Source organism: Pseudomonas sp. NFACC51, assembly GCF_900103575.1.
GTDB classification, from domain to species: domain Bacteria; phylum Pseudomonadota; class Gammaproteobacteria; order Pseudomonadales; family Pseudomonadaceae; genus Aquipseudomonas; species Aquipseudomonas fluorescens_Q.
This window is the reverse complement of record NZ_FMXH01000010.1, coordinates 142,512-165,020: the sequence shown is the minus strand read 5'-3', so window position 1 is coordinate 165,020 and position 22,509 is coordinate 142,512. Positions and strand designations below refer to the sequence as shown.

The 22,509-nt window shown below is 58.2% G+C and carries 16 protein-coding genes and 2 pseudogenes; 9 read left to right on the top strand and 9 right to left on the bottom strand.

Annotation, left to right across the window (positions count from 1 at the left end):
• Window positions 1–178: 178 nt before the first annotated feature.
• Genes BLT00_RS20430 through BLT00_RS31325 form a run of 3 tightly spaced genes read left to right on the top strand, consistent with a single transcriptional unit; the run spans window position 179 to window position 10,045 of the window.
• Window positions 179–1,885, top strand: a complete 1,707-nt coding sequence (locus tag BLT00_RS20430) for a ShlB/FhaC/HecB family hemolysin secretion/activation protein (RefSeq protein WP_092146203.1) — start codon at window positions 179–181, stop codon at window positions 1,883–1,885.
• A gap of 24 nt (window positions 1,886–1,909) precedes the next feature.
• Entirely contained in the window at window positions 1,910–9,589 is a 7,680-nt protein-coding gene (locus tag BLT00_RS20425) for a two-partner secretion domain-containing protein (RefSeq protein WP_256572784.1), read from the top strand.
• A 3-nt stretch (window positions 9,590–9,592) separates the two neighbouring features.
• Window positions 9,593–10,045, top strand: a complete 453-nt coding sequence (locus BLT00_RS31325) for a hypothetical protein (protein WP_139199619.1) — start codon at window positions 9,593–9,595, stop codon at window positions 10,043–10,045.
• 104 nt (window positions 10,046–10,149) lie between these two features.
• On the opposite strand, the pseudogene BLT00_RS31320 reads toward BLT00_RS31325, so the two are convergent.
• A pseudogene (locus tag BLT00_RS31320) lies at window positions 10,150–10,227 on the bottom strand (IS66 family transposase zinc-finger binding domain-containing protein); the annotation flags it as partial.
• 207 nt (window positions 10,228–10,434) lie between these two features.
• Between BLT00_RS31320 and BLT00_RS20415 the strand changes: the two are divergent.
• The 4 genes and pseudogenes from BLT00_RS20415 to BLT00_RS31315 form a co-directional block, all read left to right on the top strand.
• Complete coding sequence (locus BLT00_RS20415; protein WP_092146199.1) at window positions 10,435–10,920, top strand: hypothetical protein; 486 nt, start codon at window positions 10,435–10,437, stop codon at window positions 10,918–10,920.
• Between the two features lie 98 nt (window positions 10,921–11,018).
• Window positions 11,019–11,534 (top strand): hypothetical protein, encoded by a 516-nt coding sequence (locus BLT00_RS20410; RefSeq protein ID WP_139199618.1) that lies wholly within the window; start codon window positions 11,019–11,021, stop codon window positions 11,532–11,534.
• Between the two features lie 249 nt (window positions 11,535–11,783).
• Window positions 11,784–12,422: a DUF2625 domain-containing protein gene (locus BLT00_RS20405; protein WP_063323033.1), complete on the top strand. Its 639-nt coding sequence runs from the start codon at window positions 11,784–11,786 to the stop codon at window positions 12,420–12,422.
• A 109-nt stretch (window positions 12,423–12,531) separates the two neighbouring features.
• Window positions 12,532–12,678: pseudogene (locus tag BLT00_RS31315) on the top strand (IS4 family transposase); the annotation flags it as partial.
• Window positions 12,679–12,712: 34 nt separating this feature from the next.
• Here BLT00_RS31315 and BLT00_RS20400 read toward each other — a convergent pair.
• Both BLT00_RS20400 and BLT00_RS20395 read right to left on the bottom strand, forming a co-directional pair.
• Entirely contained in the window at window positions 12,713–14,074 is a 1,362-nt protein-coding gene (locus tag BLT00_RS20400) for a Fic family protein (protein WP_092146195.1), read from the bottom strand.
• A 173-nt stretch (window positions 14,075–14,247) separates the two neighbouring features.
• On the bottom strand, window positions 14,248–14,520 hold the full coding sequence (locus tag BLT00_RS20395; RefSeq protein ID WP_092146193.1) for a hypothetical protein: 273 nt from the start codon (window positions 14,518–14,520) through the stop codon (window positions 14,248–14,250).
• 487 nt (window positions 14,521–15,007) lie between these two features.
• On the opposite strand from BLT00_RS20395, the gene BLT00_RS20390 reads away from it, so the two are divergent.
• Window positions 15,008–16,489, top strand: coding sequence for a hypothetical protein (locus BLT00_RS20390; RefSeq protein ID WP_092146192.1), 1,482 nt, complete (start codon window positions 15,008–15,010; stop codon window positions 16,487–16,489).
• 121 nt (window positions 16,490–16,610) lie between these two features.
• On the opposite strand, the gene BLT00_RS20385 is transcribed toward BLT00_RS20390, so the two are convergent.
• The 6 genes from BLT00_RS20385 to BLT00_RS32205 form a co-directional block, all read right to left on the bottom strand.
• Window positions 16,611–16,916 (bottom strand): HigA family addiction module antitoxin, encoded by a 306-nt coding sequence (locus BLT00_RS20385; RefSeq protein ID WP_025211727.1) that lies wholly within the window; start codon window positions 16,914–16,916, stop codon window positions 16,611–16,613.
• A gap of 8 nt (window positions 16,917–16,924) precedes the next feature.
• A complete protein-coding gene (locus tag BLT00_RS20380; protein ID WP_072340959.1) occupies window positions 16,925–17,203 on the bottom strand; it encodes a type II toxin-antitoxin system RelE/ParE family toxin in 279 nt (92 codons plus the stop codon).
• Between the two features lie 269 nt (window positions 17,204–17,472).
• Window positions 17,473–19,845 (bottom strand): TonB-dependent siderophore receptor, encoded by a 2,373-nt coding sequence (locus BLT00_RS20375; protein ID WP_092146190.1) that lies wholly within the window; start codon window positions 19,843–19,845, stop codon window positions 17,473–17,475.
• Between the two features lie 123 nt (window positions 19,846–19,968).
• Entirely contained in the window at window positions 19,969–20,952 is a 984-nt protein-coding gene (locus BLT00_RS20370) for a DUF4880 domain-containing protein (protein ID WP_092146188.1), read from the bottom strand.
• The gene (locus tag BLT00_RS20365; RefSeq protein WP_092146263.1) at window positions 20,939–21,454 is read right to left on the bottom strand and encodes a sigma-70 family RNA polymerase sigma factor; all 516 of its coding nucleotides are present in this window, start codon (window positions 21,452–21,454) and stop codon (window positions 20,939–20,941) included. Before BLT00_RS20365 ends, BLT00_RS20370 begins: the two co-directional genes overlap by 14 nt.
• Window positions 21,455–21,498: 44 nt before the next feature.
• A complete protein-coding gene (locus BLT00_RS32205; protein ID WP_256572783.1) occupies window positions 21,499–21,624 on the bottom strand; it encodes a hypothetical protein in 126 nt (41 codons plus the stop codon).
• 28 nt (window positions 21,625–21,652) lie between these two features.
• Between BLT00_RS32205 and BLT00_RS20360 the strand changes: the two genes are divergently transcribed.
• Window positions 21,653–22,486 carry an oxidoreductase gene (locus tag BLT00_RS20360; protein ID WP_092146186.1) on the top strand — a complete coding sequence of 278 codons (834 nt, stop codon included), beginning with the start codon at window positions 21,653–21,655 and terminating at the stop codon, window positions 22,484–22,486.
• Window positions 22,487–22,509 lie beyond the last annotated feature (23 nt).

The following is a 22,509-nucleotide window of genomic DNA, read 5'->3' as shown; positions in this document are numbered from 1 at the left end:
AGACGCGTCTCTTTTTTGAGTGGAAAATTCCCGCTCTCTTGAACCGAAAGCGATATGCAGGGTCTGGTGTGCGCGTAGTTTTGCGCATCAGCGACGTGAGTGTTTCATGAGGTAAGCCGGCATTCGGCTCTTCGTTCGCTCACGAGCTTGCTGTCATTTCTGTATCGAGGGATCGAACATGTTCTCACCCGCCCTGTGGGCGAGGTCGTGCCTGGCTTTGCTGTGGCTGTCTCCGCTAACGCTTGCTTACGCTGCGCCAACCCCTGGTGACACGGACCTGATCCGTGAACGTCAGGATCGCCTGCTCGAAGAGCAGCGTCGGCGCCTGGAAGAACTCAAGGACCTGCCCGGCAAGGAGGCGAAGCCGACTCAGCCGACGGCCCCTGTCGATACCCGTTGCTTCCCGATCAAGACCATCGAGCTCAAGGGCGCCGATGCTTTGTCCGATGCGGAGCGCGAACGCCTGCTCAAGCCTTACATCGGCCAATGCCTGGGCGTGCCGCAGCTTAACGAGCTGCTCAAAGTCATTACTGACCATTATCTCGACAAAGGCCTGGTCACCAGTCGCGCCTACTTGCCGCAACAGGACCTGTCCAGCGGTCACCTGCAAGTGCTGGTCGTCGAGGGCCGCCTGGAAGGCTTGAAAGGTGCCGAGAACAGCCAGTTGTCGGATCGCGAGTTGGCGATGGCGTTTCCCGGCAAAACCGGCGAACTGCTCAACCTGCGTGAGATGGAGCAGATGGTCGATCAGCTGAACCGTTTGCCGTCCAACCGTGCACAAATGGAACTGACGCCGGGGCAGAACATCGGCGGCAGCGAAGTGCGGGTCAATAACACCCCGCAAAAGCCTTGGCGCGCCGGCCTGTCACGGCATAACGACGGGCAGAAAAGCACCGGCGAGCAGCAATGGGGCGCCTCCCTGGACTGGGACAGCCCCTTGGGCCTGGCCGACCAACTGGCCTTGCGCGGCGGCCACGATGCCGTCAGCGATCACCAGAAAACCTCGCGCAACGGCATGCTCTATTACAACCTGCCGTTTGGCTGGTGGAACCTGAGCTACACCTACAGCCAAAGCGAATACCGCGCCGTGGGCCAGGCCAACGGCTTCAATTTCAAGCAGAGCGGCGACAGCCAGAATCATCAGGTGCGCCTGGAGCGGGTGGTCCATCGTGACGCGGTGAGCAAGACCTCACTCAACACCGGCCTTTCGTACCTGCGCACCAACAACTTCATCGAAGACAGCAAGCTTGCCGAAAGCAGCAATCGCATCAGCGAGGCGCAGTTCGGCATCAACCATGGTCGGCGGATCGGCAATGCCTTCGTCAACCTCGACCTGGGCCTGCAACAAGGTATCGGTGCTCTCGATGCCCAGGGCGATCATGAGCCGGGGCCGGGGTTGCCGGATGCGCGCTACCGCAAATACACCGCGACCCTCAGCTATTTGCAGCCCTTCATGCTGGGCGGCGAGTCCTTCAGCTTCAGCAGCCTGATGACCGGCCAGCGCAGCGAAGACGTGCTGTTCAGCCCCCAGCGCATGAGCCTGGGCGGTCTGTCGTCGATTCGTGGCTACAAGGACCAGACATTGTCCGGCGACAGCGGCGGTTACTGGCGCAACGACTTGCGCTGGAGCCGTCCGGTGACATTGGAGTGGCTGCGCCCGGTGTTTGCCGAATACGGCACCAGCCTCGGTTATGACCAGGGTGTGATTCGTGGCGATCGCTACAACGGTGATCAGCACGGGCGCATGTCGAGCAACTCGCTGGAGCTGTTCGCCCGCGGTGAGCACCTGAACGCCAGCGTCACCTTCGCCCACTCCCTGGAACGTCCGGATGCCCTGACCGAGCGCGAAGCGCCGATCTACTTCCGCGTGGATGTATCCATTTAATTTCTGCTGCAACGAGACCTGATCATGGACGACCGCCAACACGCCTTCCTGGCCCGCCAGCCTTCTGCTGCCCTGCAAAACCGCGACGCCTTCTGGGGCATGCCCAAGCGCGGCCTGGCGTTCCTGTTGGCCAACGTCATGTTCTGGCAGCCGATGTGGGCCCAGGCGGGCGGCATCGTGGTCAGCGCCCCGGGCACCAGCCTCGGCCAGGCCGGCAACGGCGTGCCGGTGGTCAACATCGCCAAGCCCAACGGCAGCGGGCTGTCTCACAACCAGTTCAAGGACTACAACGTCGGCAGCAACGGCGTAATCCTCAACAACGCCACCAACCCGGCCCAGGCCACGCAACTGGGCGGGATCATCCTCGGCAACCCGAACCTCCAGGGCACGGCCGCCACCACCATCCTCAACGAAGTCAACGGCGGCAACCCGAGCCAACTGCGCGGCTACACCGAAGTGGCGGGGCAGTCGGCCCACGTCATCGTCGCCAACCCCTACGGCATCAGCTGTAACGGCTGCGGTTTCATCAATACCCCAAAGGCGACCCTGACCACGGGCAAGCCGATCATCGAAAACGGCCAGGTGAGCCGCTATCAGGTGGACCAGGGCAGCGTCGCCATCGAAGGCGCGGGCCTGAACGCGAACAACGTCGACCGCTTCGAAATCATCACCCGTAGCGCCAAGATCAACGCCGAGATCCAGGCGAAGAACCTGACCATCGTGGCCGGGCGCAATGACGTTAATGCCAATACCCTCAACGCCACTGCCCGGGCGGACGACGGCAGTGCCAAGCCCGAATTGGCCATCGACTCCTCGGCGTTGGGTGGTATGTACGCCGGGGCGATCAAACTGGTGGGCACCGAGGCCGGAGTCGGGGTGAAGCTGGACGGCAAGATGGTTGCCAGTGGCGGGGATATCCAACTGGATGCCAATGGGCATTTGAGCCTGGCGCAGACGGCTGCTGCCGGTGCCATCGACATCAAGGCCAAAAGTCTGGAAACCCAGGGGCAGGTGTACGCCGGTAGCCGCCTGGACGTGAAGACCCAGGGCGACCTGACCAGCCAGAACAACCTGGTGGCGCGCGACAGCATTCACCTCGACAGCGGCGGCACGCTGAGCAACAACGGCATCATCGAAGCCGGCGTCAATGCCGATAACAGCCGCAATACCACGGGCGATGTCACCCTCACGGCCAAGCAACTGAACAACGGCGGCAAAACCGTCATTGCCAGTCGCGACCTGAAGGTCACGACCAGCGCCGGGCTGAACAACCAGGGCGGCACCCTCAGCGGCCAGCGCAAGACCACGGTCACCGGCAACGCTGTGGATAACCGCAACAAAGGCCGCATCCTCGGCAACACCGAGCTGCACCTGACCGCCGACCAAGTCCTCAACAGCCAAGGCGGCCTGATCAATAGCCAGGGCCTTCTGACGGCGAACCTGGGCCACCTGGAAAACAATGCCGGTGAATTATCCAGCCTGAACAGCGCGACCCTGATCCTCGGCAGCCTGGATAACTTGACCGGCCTGGTCATGGCCGGCAAGACCCTCGACATCACCAGCACCGGCGCGATCGACAACCAGGGCGGTGAATTGTCCAGCCAGGGCGTTGTGACCGTGCGCACCGGCAGCCTGGACAACAGCAACAAAGGTACTGTCGCCGCCAATGGCAAGTTGCTGGTCAGTGCCAGCGACTCGGTGAAAAACGCCGACAAGGGCCTGATCGCCAGCCGTGAAGGCGCGCTCGAACTCGATGCCGCCAGCCTGGACAACGCCAGGGGCACGCTGCAAGGCAAGGGCCTGGTGACCGTGGATGTCGCGGGCGATATCGACAACCAGGGCGGTAGCATCATTGCCCAGGACGCCAAGCTGAGTGTCTTCGCGACCAATCTGGACAACCGCGGCGGTGTGCTGTCCAGCGTCAAGGCCGCGCTGGAGGCGCGGGTCACGGGTGTGCTGAAAAACGGTTATGACGTGAACCGTCGGGGCGGCACGATCCAGGCCCAAGGACTGAATATCCAAGCCTTGGCCGGGCTGTTCAACGACGGCGGGCGCCTGGCCGCGCAAGCGGGCGATATCGCGATCAGCAACGCGGGCGCGGATATCGACAATCGCAGCGGCGGGATGTATGCCACCGGCAAGGTCCAGGTCATTGGCCGGGACATGGACAACAGCGGCGGCGGGCAGGTCAGTGCCAGTCGCATCGACTTTGACCTTTCGGGTGCGCTGAGCAACAACGCGGGCATCATCGAAAGCCAGGACAGCCTGGATATCCTGGCCGCCAGCCTGAGCAACCAGAAGGGCCAACTGCGCACCCTGGGCAAGAACAGCACCACGGCGTTCAACATCGGTGGTCTGTTCGATAACAGCGACGGCACCCTCGAAACCGCCAGTCAAGATGTGGGCTTCGACACCGGCAGTGTCCAGAACGTGGGTGGCAAGTTGCTGCACACCGGCCTGGGACTGTTTGGCATCAGCCAGGCCAACCTGGGCCAGGCGGGTGGGCAACTGGTGACCTACGGCAACCTGACGGTGACGGCCGACAGCTGGACCAACAGCACCGCGATCCAGGCCGGGCATCTTGTGGTTCATGTCGACCAGTTGACCCAGACCGCCACCGGCCAGTTGCTCAGCGCCAACAGCATGGAAGGTCGTGGTAGCAACTGGCGCGTCGACGGCCTGATCGGCAGCGATGGGGCGATCGACCTGCAACTGACCGGCGCCTATACAGGCAACGGCCGCTTGAGCAGTCTCGGCACCTTGGGCCTCAAGGCCGCGCTGATCAACCTGGAGCAAAACGGCAGCATCGCCGGCGGCGGCAGCACAAGCCTCGTGGTCGATGGTGTCCTCAACAGCTACGGTCGCCTGACCTCGGCGGCGGACATGAACGTCACTGCCGCCACGCTCAACAACTACGGCACCCTCGGCAGTGCCGGCGCGCTCGGCGTATCGACCGGCGACCTGCTCAACGAGCACGGGTTGATTTTCAGCGGCGGCAATACCAGCCTGCGCGTCAATAGCCTGACCAATCGCTATGCCGATATCTACAGCCTCGGTGACCTGAGCATCGATCGCGACGGCCTCGGCACCCGTGCCAGCCGCATCCTCAACAGCTCCGGCACGCTGCAAAGCGACGGCAACATGCGCCTGGCGGCCAGCACCATCGACAACGTCCGCGAGGTCTTGACCACCCACGATGCAGGCATCTACACCGCCTCGATCAGGGAAGTGGCCTGTATCGAAGGGGTCAACGCCGGCGACTGCAGCGGCGGCAAGGAAAACCACGTCTGGCAGATCATCCAGCGTGACAAGTTCGAAGTCACCGCGGCCAGCGCCGCCTCCAGCATCACCACCGGCGGCAACCTGGACATCCAAGGCGACGTGCTGACCAACCGGAGCAGCAGCATCGGTGTCGGCGGCGCATTGACCGCCAACCTCGTCAGCCTGAACAACATCGGCATCGAGACCGGCGAGACCGAAACCTCGCGCACCTTCATGTCCGAGCGTACGCGCAGCCCAGGTGGATGGCGCGCCGCCGCCAATGACTTCACCAACAAATACTGGTTGCAGAGCCCAGGCTATAACGCCAATGACCTGGGTGGCCTCGAGGCAGCGATGAGCCGCTTCATCGGCATGACCGAACGTGAGCTCCCACAGTTCCGCATCCAGACAAGTACTACCGATAACCAGACCTACGCCGCGATTATCCAGGCTGGCGGCGCAGTCGATGTCCGCACCTCGGGCAACACCGACAACAGCGTCGTGCGTGGCGGCTACAACTACGTCGGTGCCGGCCCGCGCACCGATACCCAGGCCGACAACGCCTTCTCGACCCGCGTCAGCGTCAATCGGCAACTGCCCCCGAACCTGACTCAGCAACAGGTCGATCCGCTGGCCTTGCCGGGCTTTGACTTGCCGACCGGGCAAAACGGCCTGTTCCGCATGAGCGGCGACGCCTCGACCACGCCGACCCAAGGCTCAGGCCTGACCCAAGTACGCGGCCTGCCGGACCGCTCGTTCCGGACCAACCCACAAAAGTACCTGATCGAGACCAACCCGGCGCTGACCGACATGCGCCGCTTCATGAGCTCGGACTACCTGCTGACGAACCTGGGCTACGACCCCGACGTCGCCGCCAAGCGCCTGGGTGACGGCTTTTACGAACAACGCCTGATTCAGCAAGCCGTGATCGCCCGCACCGGCCAACGCTTCCTCGACGGCCAGACCTCCGACGACGGCATGTTCAAGTACCTGATGAACAACGCCATCGCCAGCAAGGACGCACTGAACCTGTCCCTGGGCGTCAGCCTCACCGCCGAACAAGTCGCGGCCCTGACCCACGACATCGTCTGGATGGAAACCCGGACGGTGAACAACGAGCAGGTGCTGGTGCCGGTGCTCTACCTGGCCCAGGCCAACAATCGTCTGGCGGCCAATGGCGCGTTGATCCAGGGCTCAGATGTCAGCCTGATTGCGGGTAAGAATCTGAACAATGCGGGCACCTTGCGTGCGTCCAGCAACCTGAGGGCGACGGCTGGCGACAGCTTGGTCAACAGTGGGTTGATGGAAGCGGGGGGGCGGCTGGATGCGTTGGCGAGTAATAACCTGACTAACAGGGCGGGTGGGGTTATTGCTGGGCGGGATGTCAGTGTTGTGGCTTTGACTGGCGACGTGACTAACGAGCGAACTGTTACCACCCACGAAAGCAGCAGCGGCTACCGTACTGAACGCGCCGACTTCATCGACAGCGCCGCCCGTATCGAAGCGGCCAACAACCTGACCATCAGCGCAGGGCGTGACATCAACAGTGTTGGCGGCGTGCTGAAAAGCGGCGCCGACACCACCCTCAACGCCACACGCGACGTCAACCTCGTCTCCGCCGAACGCATCAACAGCGGCACACGCGGTCGGCATCGCGACCAAGACATCAAGCAATACGGCTCCAGCCTCGACAGCGGCCGCGACGTGATCGTCAACGCAGGTCGCAACCTCACCGTTGTCGGCAGTCAGATCGATGCCAAGCGCGACGTTGCCATGGCTGCCGAGGAAAATCTGACCTTCGCCTCAGCAGCGGATGAGCAGCACTCGTACGGTAAGAGCAAGAAGGTGACTAGCCAGGAGGATCACGTCAGTCAGGTGTCCTCGACGGTTAATGCGGGGCGCAACGTTGTAATGAGCGCGGGGCAGGATTTGGCGATGATCGCCAGCAAGGTCAGCGCTGCAAACGAGGCCTATTTCGTGGCGGGTGGCAAGCTTGAGCTGCTGGCTGCGCAAAACAGCGACTATTCGCTGTATGACATGAAGAAGAAGGGTGGTTGGGGGAGTAAGAAGACACAGCGGGATGAGGTGACCAAGGTTACGCATGTGGGCAGCCAGATCATCACGGGTGGTGATTTGACTTTGCTCAGTGGGAGTGACCAGCGTTACCAGGCGGCCAAGCTGAACAGTGGTGGTGACCTGACGTTGCAAAGCGGCGGCTCGATTACCTTCGAGGGTGTTAAGGATCTGAGCCAGGAAAGCCATACAAAGAGCAGTTCCAGTCTGGCTTGGAACTCGATGAAGGGCAAAGGCCACACCGACGAAACCTTGATTCAGAGCCAATTGCAGGCTCAGGGGAACTTGGCCATCAAAGCTGCCGATGGCTTGAACATCGATATCAAACACATCAACCAGAAAACCGTTAGCCAAACCATTGATGTCATGGTCAAGGCCGATCCGAAGTTAGCCTGGCTCAAGGAGGCCGAGCAGCGAGGGGATGTGGATTGGCGGTTGATCAAGGAAACTCACGAGTCATTTAAATACAGCCACTCGAGTCTGGGACAGGGCGCGATGTTGGCGATCATTATCATCGTTACGGTGTTGACCGCTGGTACTGGAACCGCAGCTACAGTTGGCGCTAGTGCTGGCACCGCAGCGTCTGGGGCGGCTGCGGCGGCAGGTGCGTCCGCTGCCACGGCTGCGACTGTAGGCGCTGCTGCGTCGGCTGCCGCAACGGCGAGTTTTTCGGCAGCAGTCGCGCAAACGGCGGTCAGCACGATCAACAACAAGGGTGATTTGGGCGCGACCTTCAAAGACGTCTTTTCATCAGAGAGTCTGAAAGGCTATGTAATCGCCGGGATCACGGCTGGTTTTACCAAGGGCGTCATCGATCCCGCGCTTGGCGGCAATACCGTGCCGTTTAATAACCTCACAAGGGGTTTTGATTTAAATACTCTTCAAGGATTAGGTGGTTTTGCGCTGCATGCCGGGGCTCAGGGTGTTGCGGGAGGAGTCATCAAAACCGCCATCAATGGAGGAAGCTTCGGCCAGAACATCACTGATGGGCTGGTCTATCAGGCGGGTACCGTCGCGGCAGCTACAACGTTCAATTTTGTCGGTGGTTATGCGCAAGACCATTGGCAGGCCGCGAAGAATGCGGGTGATACCACAGGCATGGCCATGTGGGCCGAAGGCGGCGTCGCTCGTACTGCCATGCACGCGTTGGCAGGGGGGGCGATTTCCAGTGCTACCGGTGGTGACTTCAAGACCGGCGCCATTGCGGCGGGTGCCAGCCAAGCCATGGCTGGGGAGCTTAATTCCATTTTCGATACACAGCCCGAGCTACGACAAGCGGTCTCTCAGGTTGTCGGTTTGACGGCAGCCGGTCTTGCTGGTGGCGATGTCGAGAAAGCTTCTTGGGTCGCGTTGATGGCTGACGAATACAACCGTCAGCTTCACCAGAAAGAGACAGTTGCACTTGAGAAATTACAAAAGGAAACGCCTGAAAAAGCTTATGAGCTGAAAGCGGCTGCGTGTGCTTTGGTTCATTGCTCTGCTTCGGTACCTGTGGATGATCCAAACTACCAAGTTGTTAAAGCGCTTGAAGCGGATGGAAAGGGGTTCACTGGTGCTCAAAGTGCGCTGATTGCTACCGGTGCCTATGACGAATATTCGAAATGGGACCAAGCCAACGATGATTTGCTGCTTAACGATAAGGAGCTCAGACAGTCATCCCAGGCGAGCCGCGCGGTACTCGGCGCGATAGGCGCCGCGGCAGGATTCGGCGGCGCGATACTCTCCACGCCTGCTTGTGTCACTGGAGCCGGATGCGCTATACCTGCGCTCTCCGGTTTGGGCGGCGCGGCATCGTTTGTTGATGGGTGGCAGGCCACCGGGCAGCTGTTTGCTCCTTACGATTACACGCAAGGAAGCAAGGTACTCGCGTCCTTCAACAGCGCAACCTACCCTGGAGATGTAAACCCACTCCGCGACTATGGGACCGAAGCCGCTAAGGCGGCGATGGAAATAGCGTTGCTCAAGGGCGCTGGGAAGTACCTTGATGGGAGCGGGGCGTCGGTACTGGTTTCGGGTGCGAAAGCTACTGGTCAGATCGACAACCCTCCAGTGAAGAGTGGATGGAAGGTCGGTGACGACGTTTATAATCAAACGGCTAAAGGCAACGACCCCTCCTGGTCTGCTGTTCGGTCTAGGTTTTGGAAAAACGAGGCTGCTGCTCCCAGCGCGGCAAACACTTATGGTCCAGAGAATCTGGATCGCATGAGTAAAGGACTCGCACCTCAGCGATACAACGCAGATAAAGGGGGCATTGAGTCTATGGAGCTGAGTCACGAGCCCATTCCTGCTCGGGATGGTGGTAAAGACTTTGTTCCTCGTTGGCCGCAAGACCACGCCGCTGTCGATCCATACAGAAAACCAGGATACTAAGAAATGACGGAAACGCTTTCTTCAGCTTTTCAACGTACACGAGGGGCACCTGTTCAAGTAGGTGAGCGTCTTGTGTACCCGATCTTTCAAAAAAAAATTAAAGCAGGTCGAAGCAATTTTTTGGCTCGAAGATTGAAGTCATCTATGCCGCCTGTAGCTGGTTTACGTTTAAAAGTAGTAAAAGGTGAACTGGAGGTGAATGATCAGCGTCACTCTGAAATTATTCTATGGGAAGATACTAGCCCGGAGTCTGTTTTTTTTTCGGTGCTATCCAAAACAGATTGCGAATTAAAAATTTGGAATGTATGGCGTGCGAACGACATTGTTCAGGCCTGGGTTGGAAATGCAGGGATGGTAATCAGTGAGGAAGGTCGCATAATAAATTTGGAATGTAGTGGAGGTACTGAAGCAATAGACTTTTCTACTTTGGTGTTTCAAATAGAGTCTATTGATTAAGATTTACAACTAGGTAAAAAACCACTGCAAACGCTGTAGGAAGCATTTCGCAGAGTCGTGATGCCGCGACGGGACTTCTGAGTACTCAGTTGGCCTAGGATGTGGCAACCGTAGACTTTACGAACATGTTTGATCACGCGGATCTGCATCGGCACGATTTCAAGCTGTTCGCTGACCTCCTGAAGCGAAAAGGGGACAGATTTATTTTATGAGATGCAGAGCGAGCAGGCTTGTTGGCTTGTTCGGTGTTCTAAAATAAATCTGTCCCCTTTTTTCCGTTAAAAATATGCCGGAGGGGCAGGCCAAAGTAGCCGCAAAGAACGCTCTTAAGGCTGGTAGGGTCGAAGGTCGAATATTCAAATGGCCACAATAGGTTTGAGGTATTTAAGATGCAAGAGTGGTCGTCGCTGTGTAAGTTAAAGATTGGGGACGCCGTCGATGCACGAGAGCAGTGCATTCTCGCCATGGAAGATGGTGCATACAAAATTTCAGACGATCAGTATTTTTTAGCTGACGCTTTTTTTGATGAGGGAAAGGAAAAGCTTCGTTTACTTTCCCTCTATTGGGCCTGCAGTGAGCCTGCATTTCGGAGAGCCTACTACAGAGATGTTGAAAATGATGATATGGCTGTACGCTCGCCGCCGTCTGAATTGCTTCCTAGGGGGGCGGGTGAGACCTATGGTGAGATAAAAAAAGCTCTTAGTTCTCTTGGTTCTGACAAGTTTATGGAGTACGCCTCTTATCGTGTGATGTCTGATGGCGCATTTGTTCATAAGAGCTTAGAAAGTTCATTGGCTGTTTATTATTTTCGCTTGCCTGATATTGTTGATGATGAGCTGCCTTACGCGATACTGTGGAAATTTTTTAGTGCGTGATTTAGCGAGAAATAACGCCCTGTTGTCAGGGTAAAGTGGGGTTGATGGGGGTAAAGCGACAAACGAAGTCGTGCCTCCCGCAGCCCCCCGAGGCTACCATGAGCATGTACGAAAATTTAGAAACCTTTAATGCGCTGGGATGTGCGCTATTGGAGCGGCTGACACCTGTTTCTTCAGGTGAAGTAAGTATGATGCGGCAGCAGTGGCCGTCGGTTCCCGACGAGTACTTTGCTTTTATGCATGAACGAGGGCACGGTGAGATCAAGGAGGACGACTGCGCGCTGCCGCTTTTGACGATTCAACCGACGTTGCGTCCTGCTGGGGCAGACTACTTCGGTGATGATGGAATCTATAAAGACGGGCCCTATGAACCGGGCGCGAAGGGCGAGGTGTGGCTGTTCGGCTGGGATAGCACCGGGACTGCTTTCGGTTTCGATAGCGGAGACAACTGGCGATTGTTGGAAATCGACAATATGCGTTGGATAACGCGACTTGACCTGTCCTTCTCTCAGTTCTTCGAAGGGCTGTTGGTTTGTTACCCACAGCGGCCTGTGAGCTTTTCGAATGGAGTTTGGCGCGACTCGGGAGATGTTTCTTACAACGCGCCGGTATAGACGCTACAGCCTGCTGAACCTAAAAAATAGTGGATAAAGGGGGCGGATTTATTAGGTACAGCTGCAGAGAGAGCAGGTTTATTGGCTTGCTCGGTGTTCTAAAATAAATCTGTCCCCTTTTTTGTCCCTTTTTTACTCAAAGATGTGCTGATACGGCTGCCGATGCAACGGGCTAGCGAGATCGAACAGTTGCTGCCGCATCAGTAGATGCCCGTCTAACTTAGAATTCTTGCTATCAAGGATCGACTAATGAAATGCATAGAAGATTTGGTTGAAATTAATGACCCCGCCATGATCTACATACGGGAGATGCTGGAGCAGGCCGACGGCCCTTACGACTTGCTTCCCCCTTCACCTCAAAACACCAGCGTTCTCCTACAGCTACAGGTAACGACCAAGTCGACTTTGGGGGCTATAGCATTTGAGACTGGCGGGATACTGATTGATCATGGCTGGCTTCGTATTCTTGGTTCAGGTCATCAAAAACTCACAAGAACCCTGGCGGGATGGAACGAGGGACGGGCGCAAGGGCATCTACTGGTGGCAGATGACGCGGCAGGTGGATGCTTTTCCGTCAATGGCGGCGGCTTGGGTGATGATGTGGGAGCGGTGTACTACTGGGCGCCCGATAATCTGCTTTGGGAGCCATTGGGCATCGGTTATACCGCCTTCTTGGAATGGGCTGTGAGCAATCGTACGGCGGCCTTCTATGAGGGCCTGCGTTGGGAATCCTGGCGCGACGACATTCAGCGTGTGAGCGGTGATCAATGCGTGTCTTTCTACCCATTCCTATGGACACAAGAGGGCTCAGTGGCAATAAGCGCGCGCAGGGTTGTCAGCATGGCTGAACAGTATGATTTGAACTGCACATTAGCCGGCCAGTTGTAGGCCCCCGCGATCACTCCTAATTAAAGTGATGTAGACCAGCAGCGAGTCAAAGTGCACTGGTAACGCACAGACATTTCAAAGTTGAAATGTATAATTACTGGACGCTTACAAAGCTAGAGAGCGGTTGCCGCTGGAGATGGTTTCAACCTTGTTGCGCTCCACGGGGTCATCAATGAGCAACCGGCGTCCGTCATCGTGGCGTTGGATGGGACGACCAGTTCGTCTCGTAGACGGCACTACGGTGACCCTGCCGGATATACGAAAAGGGGGACGGATTTATTTATGATCCATCAGTGGCCATGGAGCGACTTCCAGGACATGAACTCTGATGGTCGTAACCCGTAGCGTGCGAGCACCCCTTCGTGCAGGCGACGGAGTTCTTCGACGATCAGTGCTTGCACTTCCGGCTGCTCTTTTTCTGAAACATATTCCGCTACCGAGCGTTGAATACATGACAATGGATCAAGCTCTGGGTGAGTGATGATTTCCCGAATGGTCTTCTTGATGAAGTCTCGCCATGCCAGGCGTAAAGGGTCCGGTTCCGCAAGGTCTTGCTTGATTGCCAGATATTCCAGTGTCGAGCGTTCGTAAGCCCAGATATACAAGTCGCGAAGCAGCTCTACACGGGTCATTTCGTACACGCCCAATGTGGCTCGGCTGTAGGCCTGCTCCGGTACATCCAGAAAGGTCAGCGGACAAAGGTTGGCACGGAACAGGGGGAGATTCGCTGCCAGTCGGGATGTGCGCTTATTGATGTCGGCAAAGGGCTGCAAGTAGGGCAGGTGCACCATCATGAAGAAAGACTGCTCGAATGGATCAGCGATCTGATTGGCTTTGCCAAGCAGGACGTCCAGTGCCTCTTCAATTTGCTGTGGCGTTGAGAGCGGGCGATAGGTGCTTTTCCCTATGTCGACGGCGTGCTGGCGAATTCGGCCCTCGTCTGCTGGGTTGGGCAGCAGGTTTTCAGCCAAGGCGCTATGCAGGTTCATCAACGTGTAACGGTTGAACTCGGCACTCTCGATGTTCTCGACCAAAAGTTCGATAGCTGTCTTATGGTTCAAGATCATCTGCGTTTCTATAGCGGCCTTGCCCTGTGCTGCCTTGCCTTGCTCGATGAGTTGTCGCGTGTCGAGCCGTGAGTAGGTGTTTCCTTCCAAATGGCTTGATGCCCACGACAGATCAATCAGCAAGCGATTCAGGACCGCCCGGCTATAAGTGCCTGCTGGCTCCGTCGCATCAGCGGTTTTGCCCATCCTATGCAATTGGCGCCGCAACGACTCAGATAAGTACCATGTCTCGTTAGGGCGATAGGCATCCAGAAAGTCACGTTGGTAGCCCACAGGCTTGCGCGCTTCTGTGGGCTGGTTGATGTAGGCGAGTATGTCCCGGCTGTCTGCGGATAATGGAATGAAGGTAGGGAAGGCATCGGTGTCAGTGTTCAGGGCATGGGTTTCAGCCCGGTGTTCTGTTGCGAAATAACGCCGTGCCCTGCCTTCGCCCTGCGCAGTGATTTGGCTGCTTTCGATCAGGTTTGCAAGGATGCGCTGCGCCGTTCGCCGGGCAATTTCAGGGTGCCTGGTCAAGAGCTCTGAGAGGCTCACCCCGTTCCTGGATGCCTGGATACTGTTCAGTATGTCGGTGGTCGAAGGCATGGTTGTGTTGGCGCTGTTTGAGGAGATTTTGGCGCAATTATGGCGCAGTTCCTAGAACTGCGCCATTTTCGGATTAAATATGTGGCGCAGTTCTTGACGAACTGCGCCACAGCTCATCGTAGCAGATGGATGTAGTCGCCCCGAGGGTCGGGACAAAGGTCGCCCGTTTTCATTTACTCGGCCGCCTGCGCCCGCAACCGTCTCCCAATCACATCCATCACATCACACCCATCGCGCAGCGATATCGTCAGCATTTTGCAAAGGTCGGAGAGCACCAGCGTGTCGGAGCTGATTTCCGAACGGAACGCGATGTTTTCCAGCAGTTGGGTCACGGTGCGGATGCGGTAGTCGGCGGTTTCGAAGAGGACGTCGAGCGGGGCTTCGGTGTCGATGAGCAGGGTGGCGGGGATGCAATCGATGCCGGTGATGGGCATGTATCGTTTCATGGGTAGTACCTCATTCAATTGAAAGGAGCTACCTCGTTAATCGAGTCGCCAAACCCGAGTCGCCATTAGGGCGACGATGGAATATAGGCTGGCTTGTCCGGGGGCTACAAGACGCCGCTTTCCGAGCTTGATGTAGGACGTTTAGCCTGTCAGCGGTGGTAATTCTTTACGTTGGTTTTGGGCTGCCAACGGTGGCTAGGGTTTGCTTCCGCTTGGGTGCGGAGCGTTCACAGAAGGGGCTGCTGCGCAGCCCAGCGGGAGCAAGCTCCCTCGCCACAGGGGGTTTGTACAGCCTTTAGGTGGGTGAGCTGTTCAGAGGGGCGCCGTCGTTGATCTCCTGCCAGGAATCTGTAACTCGGAACAGGGCCGGGGATCTCGTTTTCCGTCTCAATAGCCTCTTCAGCGAGGCTCTTTTTTATGCTTCCCTTATGGCAACTTTTCTCTTTCGCAGCCTGCCCAGCGCTCGCGCACTTCGGACTCCTAAACCGTGCACAACCCCACCCGCAACGCGCTGACTACCCAACTCACCACCGACCCCGATGACATCGCCACACGTGCCGCGCTTTACCGCGATCTGCTCGACACTGCCGAGGTTTCATTAGACGGCGTACGCCTCGCCGCAGGCCTGTGGGATCCGGCTGCTAACGTCGTCATTACTCAGTTGAACACCACGGCACATACCAATCGCCCCGGGCCATTGCTGGCGCAGCTTCGCAACCTGCCGGTCGATCATCTGGAGCTGGATAACGCCGAGCCGGCGTGGTGCGACGCCCTGGCTGGGCTGCCCTTGCGCACGTTGGTGCTCAACAGCCCACGTTTCAGCTGCGATCCAAGTGTATGGCAACGCGTGCCAGACCTCGCTCTCGAGCGCCTGGAGATCAGCGGATTCTCCCGCGCCGATAACGCCACCAGCCTACCTTCCCTCGATCGGCTGCGCCGACTGACGTTAAGCACCTACGGCCAGGACTTCGACGACAAATTCTTCAAGCAACTCGGCAATAGCCCGCTGCAAGAACTGTCGCTGAACCGTTGCGATGACGTCACCGATGATGGCCTTCTCGGGCTGTCAAACCTCAGGTTACGATCACTCACGCTGGAGCGCGTCGGCGAGCTGACGTCCCGTGGGATGGCGCATTTATGCAGTCACCCCCTTGAGCAACTGTCCCTCGGTTGGAGCGGTGCAATTCTGGAGGACCCCGCATGGCTCTCCCGCCTGAGCGCATTGCGCTCCCTGAGCCTGGATCAATGTTACGCAACGGACGCCACGCTGCATGCCATTGCGGGGCTGCCCATCGAACGGCTTTTGCTCTCGTCTTCGTATGTTGGCGAGGACGATCTTGAGGCTTTGGAGGGCATGCCGCTCGCCGACCTGGATCTCAAATCTTCACGGCAAGTCATCGAGCGGCTCGATGTGCTGCACAGTTTTCCACTCAAGCGCCTGGGGCTTTCCGATGTGCAAGGCATCGATGCAGATACGTTGAGCGATCTGCGCGGTTTGGAGTTGGAGTCCCTGGACCTGTCATTGAACGACCTCACTTGGAAGGAACTGAAACAACTCGCTGGCCTGCCACTGAAGCGACTGAATCTCAGCTTTTGTCGCGGCGTGGATGGCAAGGTTCTGCGCAAGCTCGTCGAGTTGGGCTTGCCGTTGGAGCAACTTGAAATAAGCGGCCTGGATCTGCGCGATGCCGACCTGGCCTGCTTGCGTGATCTGCCGCTGCGGCGCCTGGGTTTGTATGACAGCCCTTGGCTCACCGACGCTGGGGTGGCCCACCTTGCTCGGCTGCCGTTGAGTGCTCTGACGATTTCGGCAGATCCCGGGGAATCGCGGATTACCTCAGCCGCAGTGCCGGTGTTGGAGCAATTGCCGCTGCACACATTGGCGTTGCTGAACTGTTCCGGGATCAGTGCCGAGGGTTGGGATCGGCTGGTCAGGTTGCCAGCTCGCGTGATGGGGCCAGGTATATAGGCTGACGCTAGTCACTTATCGTCCTGGCGCAAAAAGCGCTTGCGGCAAACGCGTGGTGTCTTTGTATGCCCAACAAAAAGCCCAGCTATTTTGCTGGGCTCAAATTTCTGTTTTGTGCTGGTTATGCGCAGTGAGGAACCTTCTCCACTTCCCTGTGAATCTGTTCCCCTTTAGCAATCTCAGCTGTACGTAAATCATACGCAGTCTGCAGATTCAGCCAAAACTGCGCTGACGTTTCCAATGCGGCGGCCAAGCGCAAAGCAACATCGGCGCTGATGCTACGGCGCATCAAGACAATGTCATTTACGGTGGGGGCAGAAACGTGCAATGCCCTTGCAAGCGCAGCTGCGGTAAGGCCAAGCGGTTCCAGATACTCTTCTTTGAGAATTTCTCCAGGGTGTACGGGTCTCATGCCATTCTTAAACATGATTCACCTCAGTGATAATCTACGATTTCTACATTTTCGGGGCCGTTGGCGCCCCAGACAAAACAGATCCGGTACTGACCGTTAACCCGGATGCTGTGCTGGCCTTCCCTGTCGCCATACAGCTGCTCCAACCTGTTTCCAGGAGGAGAGCGCAGGTCGTTGAGATCGACCGCAGCATCGAGCATGCCCAGCTTTCGTTCTGCCACTGAAAGGATGGCTGCCCAGCGCCGGGTTTTGCCGGTTTCAAAAAGAGCTTGGGTGTCGGCGCATCTGAAGCTTCTTATCATCTCTTAATGCTTAACGTTATGCGTTAAAGCGAGTCTACATCGTTTGCTGGGATACTCAACTGGTTGTTGGGACCTTCTGTCAGCAGGCTCAGCCCCTTGCGCTTCAGAACCAACTATTCAGATACAAAGTGGCAGTTGAATATTCTCTAAGTGCATGATTTTCGATGATTAATTTTTTGAAGTCGGAGGGTTTGAACCCCTCCGACGGTTTTCGCCGCTCGATGACTGACCCGCATCAAGCCGACGCCCCATCATGAACGGCCAACTCTTTACCAGTTGTAACTCAACTTAGCGGTGACTTCACGGCCCGGGTTGTAGTAGTTCGCAGTCCCTGAACCAACCACATGTTGCTCATCCAGCAGGTTACTGACGTTAACCGCCAGGTCAGTGCCTTTGAAGAGTTTGTAGTTGAAGGCCGCATCGAAGAGCGTCGTGCCATCGCTGGTGCCGGTGTTGGCGGCGTCAAAGTAGTAAGAACCCACATAACGTGCACCCAGGCCAACGCTGACATCGGTGTCGGGGATGTTGTAATAGCTCCACAGCGACGCAGAGTGTTTTGGCGCCGTGGCGAACTCATTTCCTTTGAGTGAGCTGCCGTCGTACAACGTACCGCGCAACACTTCGGACTCCATGTAGGAGTAGCCACCCACCAGGCTCAGGTTGGGGGTCAGCTCAGCCTTGGCTTCCAGGTCCAGGCCGCGCACACGTGATTCGCCAACGGTTTGCTGCTCGATGACACCGCTGGGCAGTACGACGGCAATGCTGACGTTTTCCTGGGTCAGGTCGTAGACGGCTGCCGAGAACAGCGCGTCCATACCGATGGGCGCATATTTCACCCCCACTTCATATTGCGTGCCTGTCTTCGGCACTACACCCACCGTTGGCGGTGAGACCGACTCGACCATGCTGACGTAGGTGGAGACTTCGTCGTTGACGATATAGGTCAGTGCGCCGCGATAGGACGTTTCGGAGAAGTTATCCGACTCTTTTACGTTGTTGATGTCGGTATTGGACAGATCCAGCGAGTCGTTGCGCACACCGGCGGTGACGATAAAGCGCTCATAGAAGGACAGGTTCTGTTGCAGGAACACGGCCTTGGTTTTTGTGTCGAGCTTGTCGTTGCTATAAGGCGCTACGCCGCTGGGCACACCCGTGAACACCGGGTTGGCCAGGTCGATGGAGCCTGTCGTGGCATAGACGGAGCGTTCCTCGGTGGAAGAATCACCATACTCCACGCCCACCAACGTACTGCTGTCGATGTTTTCGAAGCGGGCATCGTATTGCAGCATCAAGTTGCCGTTCAGTTGCTCGGCGTCGCTGTCAGTGCCGAAGATATAACGCGGGACGGTAGTGCCGGTGCGGGTAGGGGAGTCGCTGAGGAATACATAGCCGAAGTCATCGGTCAGTTTGCTGTAGCGCAGGTTGCTGCGCAGCACGAAGCCGTTGTCGAAATCATGGCTGAAGGTGCCGCTGATGTTGGTACGTTCGACATCGTGGAAGTTGTAGCTGGGCTCGCCGTAGAACTTGTCACGGTCGTATTCCTTGTCCAGCGGGTAACCGCCGCTGTTGGGCGAGCTTTGGGTTTTCAGGTAATCCACGATCACGGTGGCGGAGGTGAAGTCCGTGGGTGACCAGGTCAGGCCGCCCATCAAGAACTTGTTGTCGTCCCGTGAGTGGTCGTATTCGCGATCACTGTCTTGCATCTTTGCCGTGAAGCGACCGGCCACGGTTTTGTTTTCGTTCAGCGAGTCCCCGACATCGATGCCGGTTTCGACATGGTCGAAAGAACCGTAGGTGACGTAGCCCTGGCCGAACTTGTCGAAGCGCGGCTTCTTGCTGACAAAGTTCACCGAGCCGCCCGGGTCGGCCGGGCCGAACAGCGTCGAGTTGGCGCCGCGTATAACCTCGACGCGCTCATAGGCGAAAGGCTCTTCGCGCACACCGCGCATCGACCCCAGGGTCAGGCCGTCCCGATAGGTCGTGGCCTGGAAGCCGCGGATCTGGAAGTAATCGTTGCGGTCGTCAGTGCCGTAATAGTCGGTAATGACCCCTGGCGTGTATTGCAGCAGTTCTTCGGTCGTGCTCACGCTGCGTTGCTTCATTTCCTTGTCGGTCACCACGGACACCGAGGCGGGCGTGTTGAGGATGCTGGTGGCCACCTTGCCGCCGACCCAGAGTTCCTGGGCGACCACCGAATTGGGGTCTTCGGTGCCATCGGCCCTGGCCTTGGCGTTGACGAGGATAGGCGCGAGGCGATACTCCTCGAGTTCGGCATCCGCCTTGGTTTGCGGCGTCAGCAGGTAAGCGTTCGGGCCTTGCTGCTGTATCGCCATGTCGCTCCCCTGCAACAATGACGACAGGGCTTCGGACGTATCGAGTGTGCCGCTCACGCCCCGGGTATTGCGGTTCGCTACGCTTGAAGCATCGAAGGAAAGACTGATACCCGCCTCGCGGGCAAAGCGGTCAAGCGCCGGTGCCAGGGGGCCGGCGGGAATGTTCCACTGGTGCACCGGGTGGGTCTGCTCAACGGTCGAGGGCTGTGCCAGGGTGGGTAGCGCATAGCTGCTGACGATGACGCCGAAGATCGCACCGTGGATGGCACGATTCAGTAGATGACGCTGGGGAACCGGGGACGCACTCATTAACTCGCTCCGTGGAAAGGGGATCGGCAGATCGGCCTGTAGGTCGGCCTTTTCTTACATGCCGAACGAGAATGAGAAATCACCTCATTTTTATTTGATGTTGATAGGCGGCGAAGAAAATACTTAGCTGGCGGCGCTCAACGTCACCCAATATTGGGTTCGATAATCAATCCGCAGGTGCAGTGACTGCGCAACCAATGCCAGTACCTGGTCGGTGTCGGCGAGTTGAAAGGTGCCGGAAACCCGCAGGCCCGAGACCTCTTCGGCGCAGCGCAACAGGCCGGGGCGATAGCGCGACAAGGCCCCGATGAAATCACCGAGGCGCATATTGCGTGCGCTGATCACCCCGTCACTCCAGCTCCATACATCCAGGCCGTTATCCTTGAATTCACGAACGCCATCCGAGGTGAACAGCCGCTGATTGCCGGCCTGGACGGTGTTGTTGACCGTAAGGGTTTGGCTGGATCCAGGAAAGACGCTGACTGCGCCGCGCTGCACCGCGATGAGGGTCCCGTCGTCACGCTCATACGCGAGGAACCGGGCATTCAGAGTGCTTATCAATCCGTCGCGGGTTTGTACCCAGAAAGGACGCGGTTGAGCCGAGCCCGCATCGGCGCCGGTATTGACGATGATTTCGCCGCGCCGCAGAACGATCAGGCGCCGCTGAGCATTGAAATAGCTGTCGACCGCACTGTCGCTGTTGAGCTGGATAAGGCTGCCATCATCGAGTTGGAAGCGCTTCCGCTCGCCGGTTCTGCTGTGCTGCTGGGCCAGCATGGCCGGCAGCGGTGTGTAGTCGCGGCCCAGCCAGGTCGCACCACCCAAGGTGGCCAATGCACCCAGTAGCTTGAGGCTTTGGCGTCGATGCATGCCTGAGCGGGCGCCTTTGAGGGTGTGCCGGGCCAAATCAGGTGGCACGCCGGCGAAGTCATCGCCGAGCGCTTCCACACGCTGCCACGCTAACCGATGTTCCGAACGCTGCTGCAGCCAGTGCTCGAACGTGCGCTGGGTTTTCTCATCGGCAGGATTGAAGCGCAGGCGCACCAGCCAGTGGATCGCCTGGTCGACCACCGCCGGATCCAGCGCTTGCGCCTTACTGTTCGGCATAACGCAAGCGATAGCAGTGTTGCAGGGCCTTGGCCAAGTCGCGTTCAACCGTAGAACGGGAAACGCACAATTTTTCGGCTATTTGCAGGCAGGTCAGGCCGTCGAGCTGGGCGAGTAGAAAAGCCTCGCGAACCCTCGGTTTGAGCTGGTCGAGCAGGCGGTCGATCCGTTCGAGGCTATCAAGAATCAGCAAGCGTTCTTCTTCAGAGGGTGCCGCTTGAGGAGGAAGCAGCGCGAGGCTCTCGAAGTAGGCGCGTTCGAGCTCGCGACGGCGATACCGATCGATCATCAGGCCGCGAGCGATGCTGCTCAGGTAGGCTCGGGGCTCGCGCAAAGGGCCTGATTGACGGGATTTGAGCAGACGCACGAACGTGTCCTGCGCCAGGTCCGCTGCGCTCTCGTGACAGCCGATGCGCCGGCTCAGCCAGCTGTGCAGCCAGGAATGGTGGCTGCGATAGAGCAGCGCGAGATTGGCATCACCCAGTGTGTCGTTGCTGCGCATCAGCATCCCGGAAACTACATAATTGATAATGACTCGCATTATATTCAGGCCCGGGACGCCAGGGCAAATTTGCCGACCCTGGCGTTCGCCACGGTGTTCTTTGCCTGATAGGAATAGGCAAGGCTGCGAGGCAAACCGGCATAGGTGGCCCGCAGGCCGGTGGCTACCATGGCGCACACCTACCGACAGGAGTTCGCCATGCACCGCATAAAAACCCTCTTCATCACCGGCGTGAGCAGTGGTTTCGGCAACGCCCTGGCCAAGGAAGCGCTGGCGGCTGGCCACCGGGTCATAGGCACCGTGCGCAGCGAGGCGGCCTTGCGGGCCTTCGAGCAATTGTCTGCCGACCGGGCCCACGGTGTTCTTTTGGATGTCACCGACTTCGCCCGAATCGACAGCGTGGTCGCCGCCACGCAAGCCGCCCACGGCCCGGTGGACGTGCTGGTCAACAATGCCGGCTACGGCCACGAGGGCATTTTTGAAGAATCGCCGCTGGAAGAGCTGCGGCGCCAGTTCGACGTCAACGTGTTTGGCGCAGTGGCGGTGACCAAGGCCTTCGTTCCCTATTTCCGCGAGCGCCGCGCCGGGCATATCCTCAACATCACGTCGATGGGGGGCACCATCACGATGCCGGGCATTGCGTATTACTGCGCGAGCAAGTTCGCTCTGGAAGGGATCTCCGATACCCTGAGCAAGGAGTTGCAACCCTTCAATATCTTCGTGACAGCCGTCGCGCCCGGTTCGTTTCGAACGGACTGGGCCGGTCGCTCGATGCAGCGCACCCCGCGCAGCATTGCCGACTATGACGCCAGCTTTGACCCGGTTCGCCAGGCGCGCCAGGAAAAAAGCGGCAAGCAACTAGGCGACCCGCACAAGGCGGCGCGGGCGATGTTGCAGGTGATCGCCAGCCCGACGCCGCCCGCCCATCTGTTGCTGGGCAGCGATGCATTGAGCCTGGTGCGCGATAAGCTCAGTCGGGCCGCCAGCGAGATCGATCAATGGGAAGCGCTGACCCGATCGACCGACGGCTGAGCGACCCGTGGAAAGGAGAATTG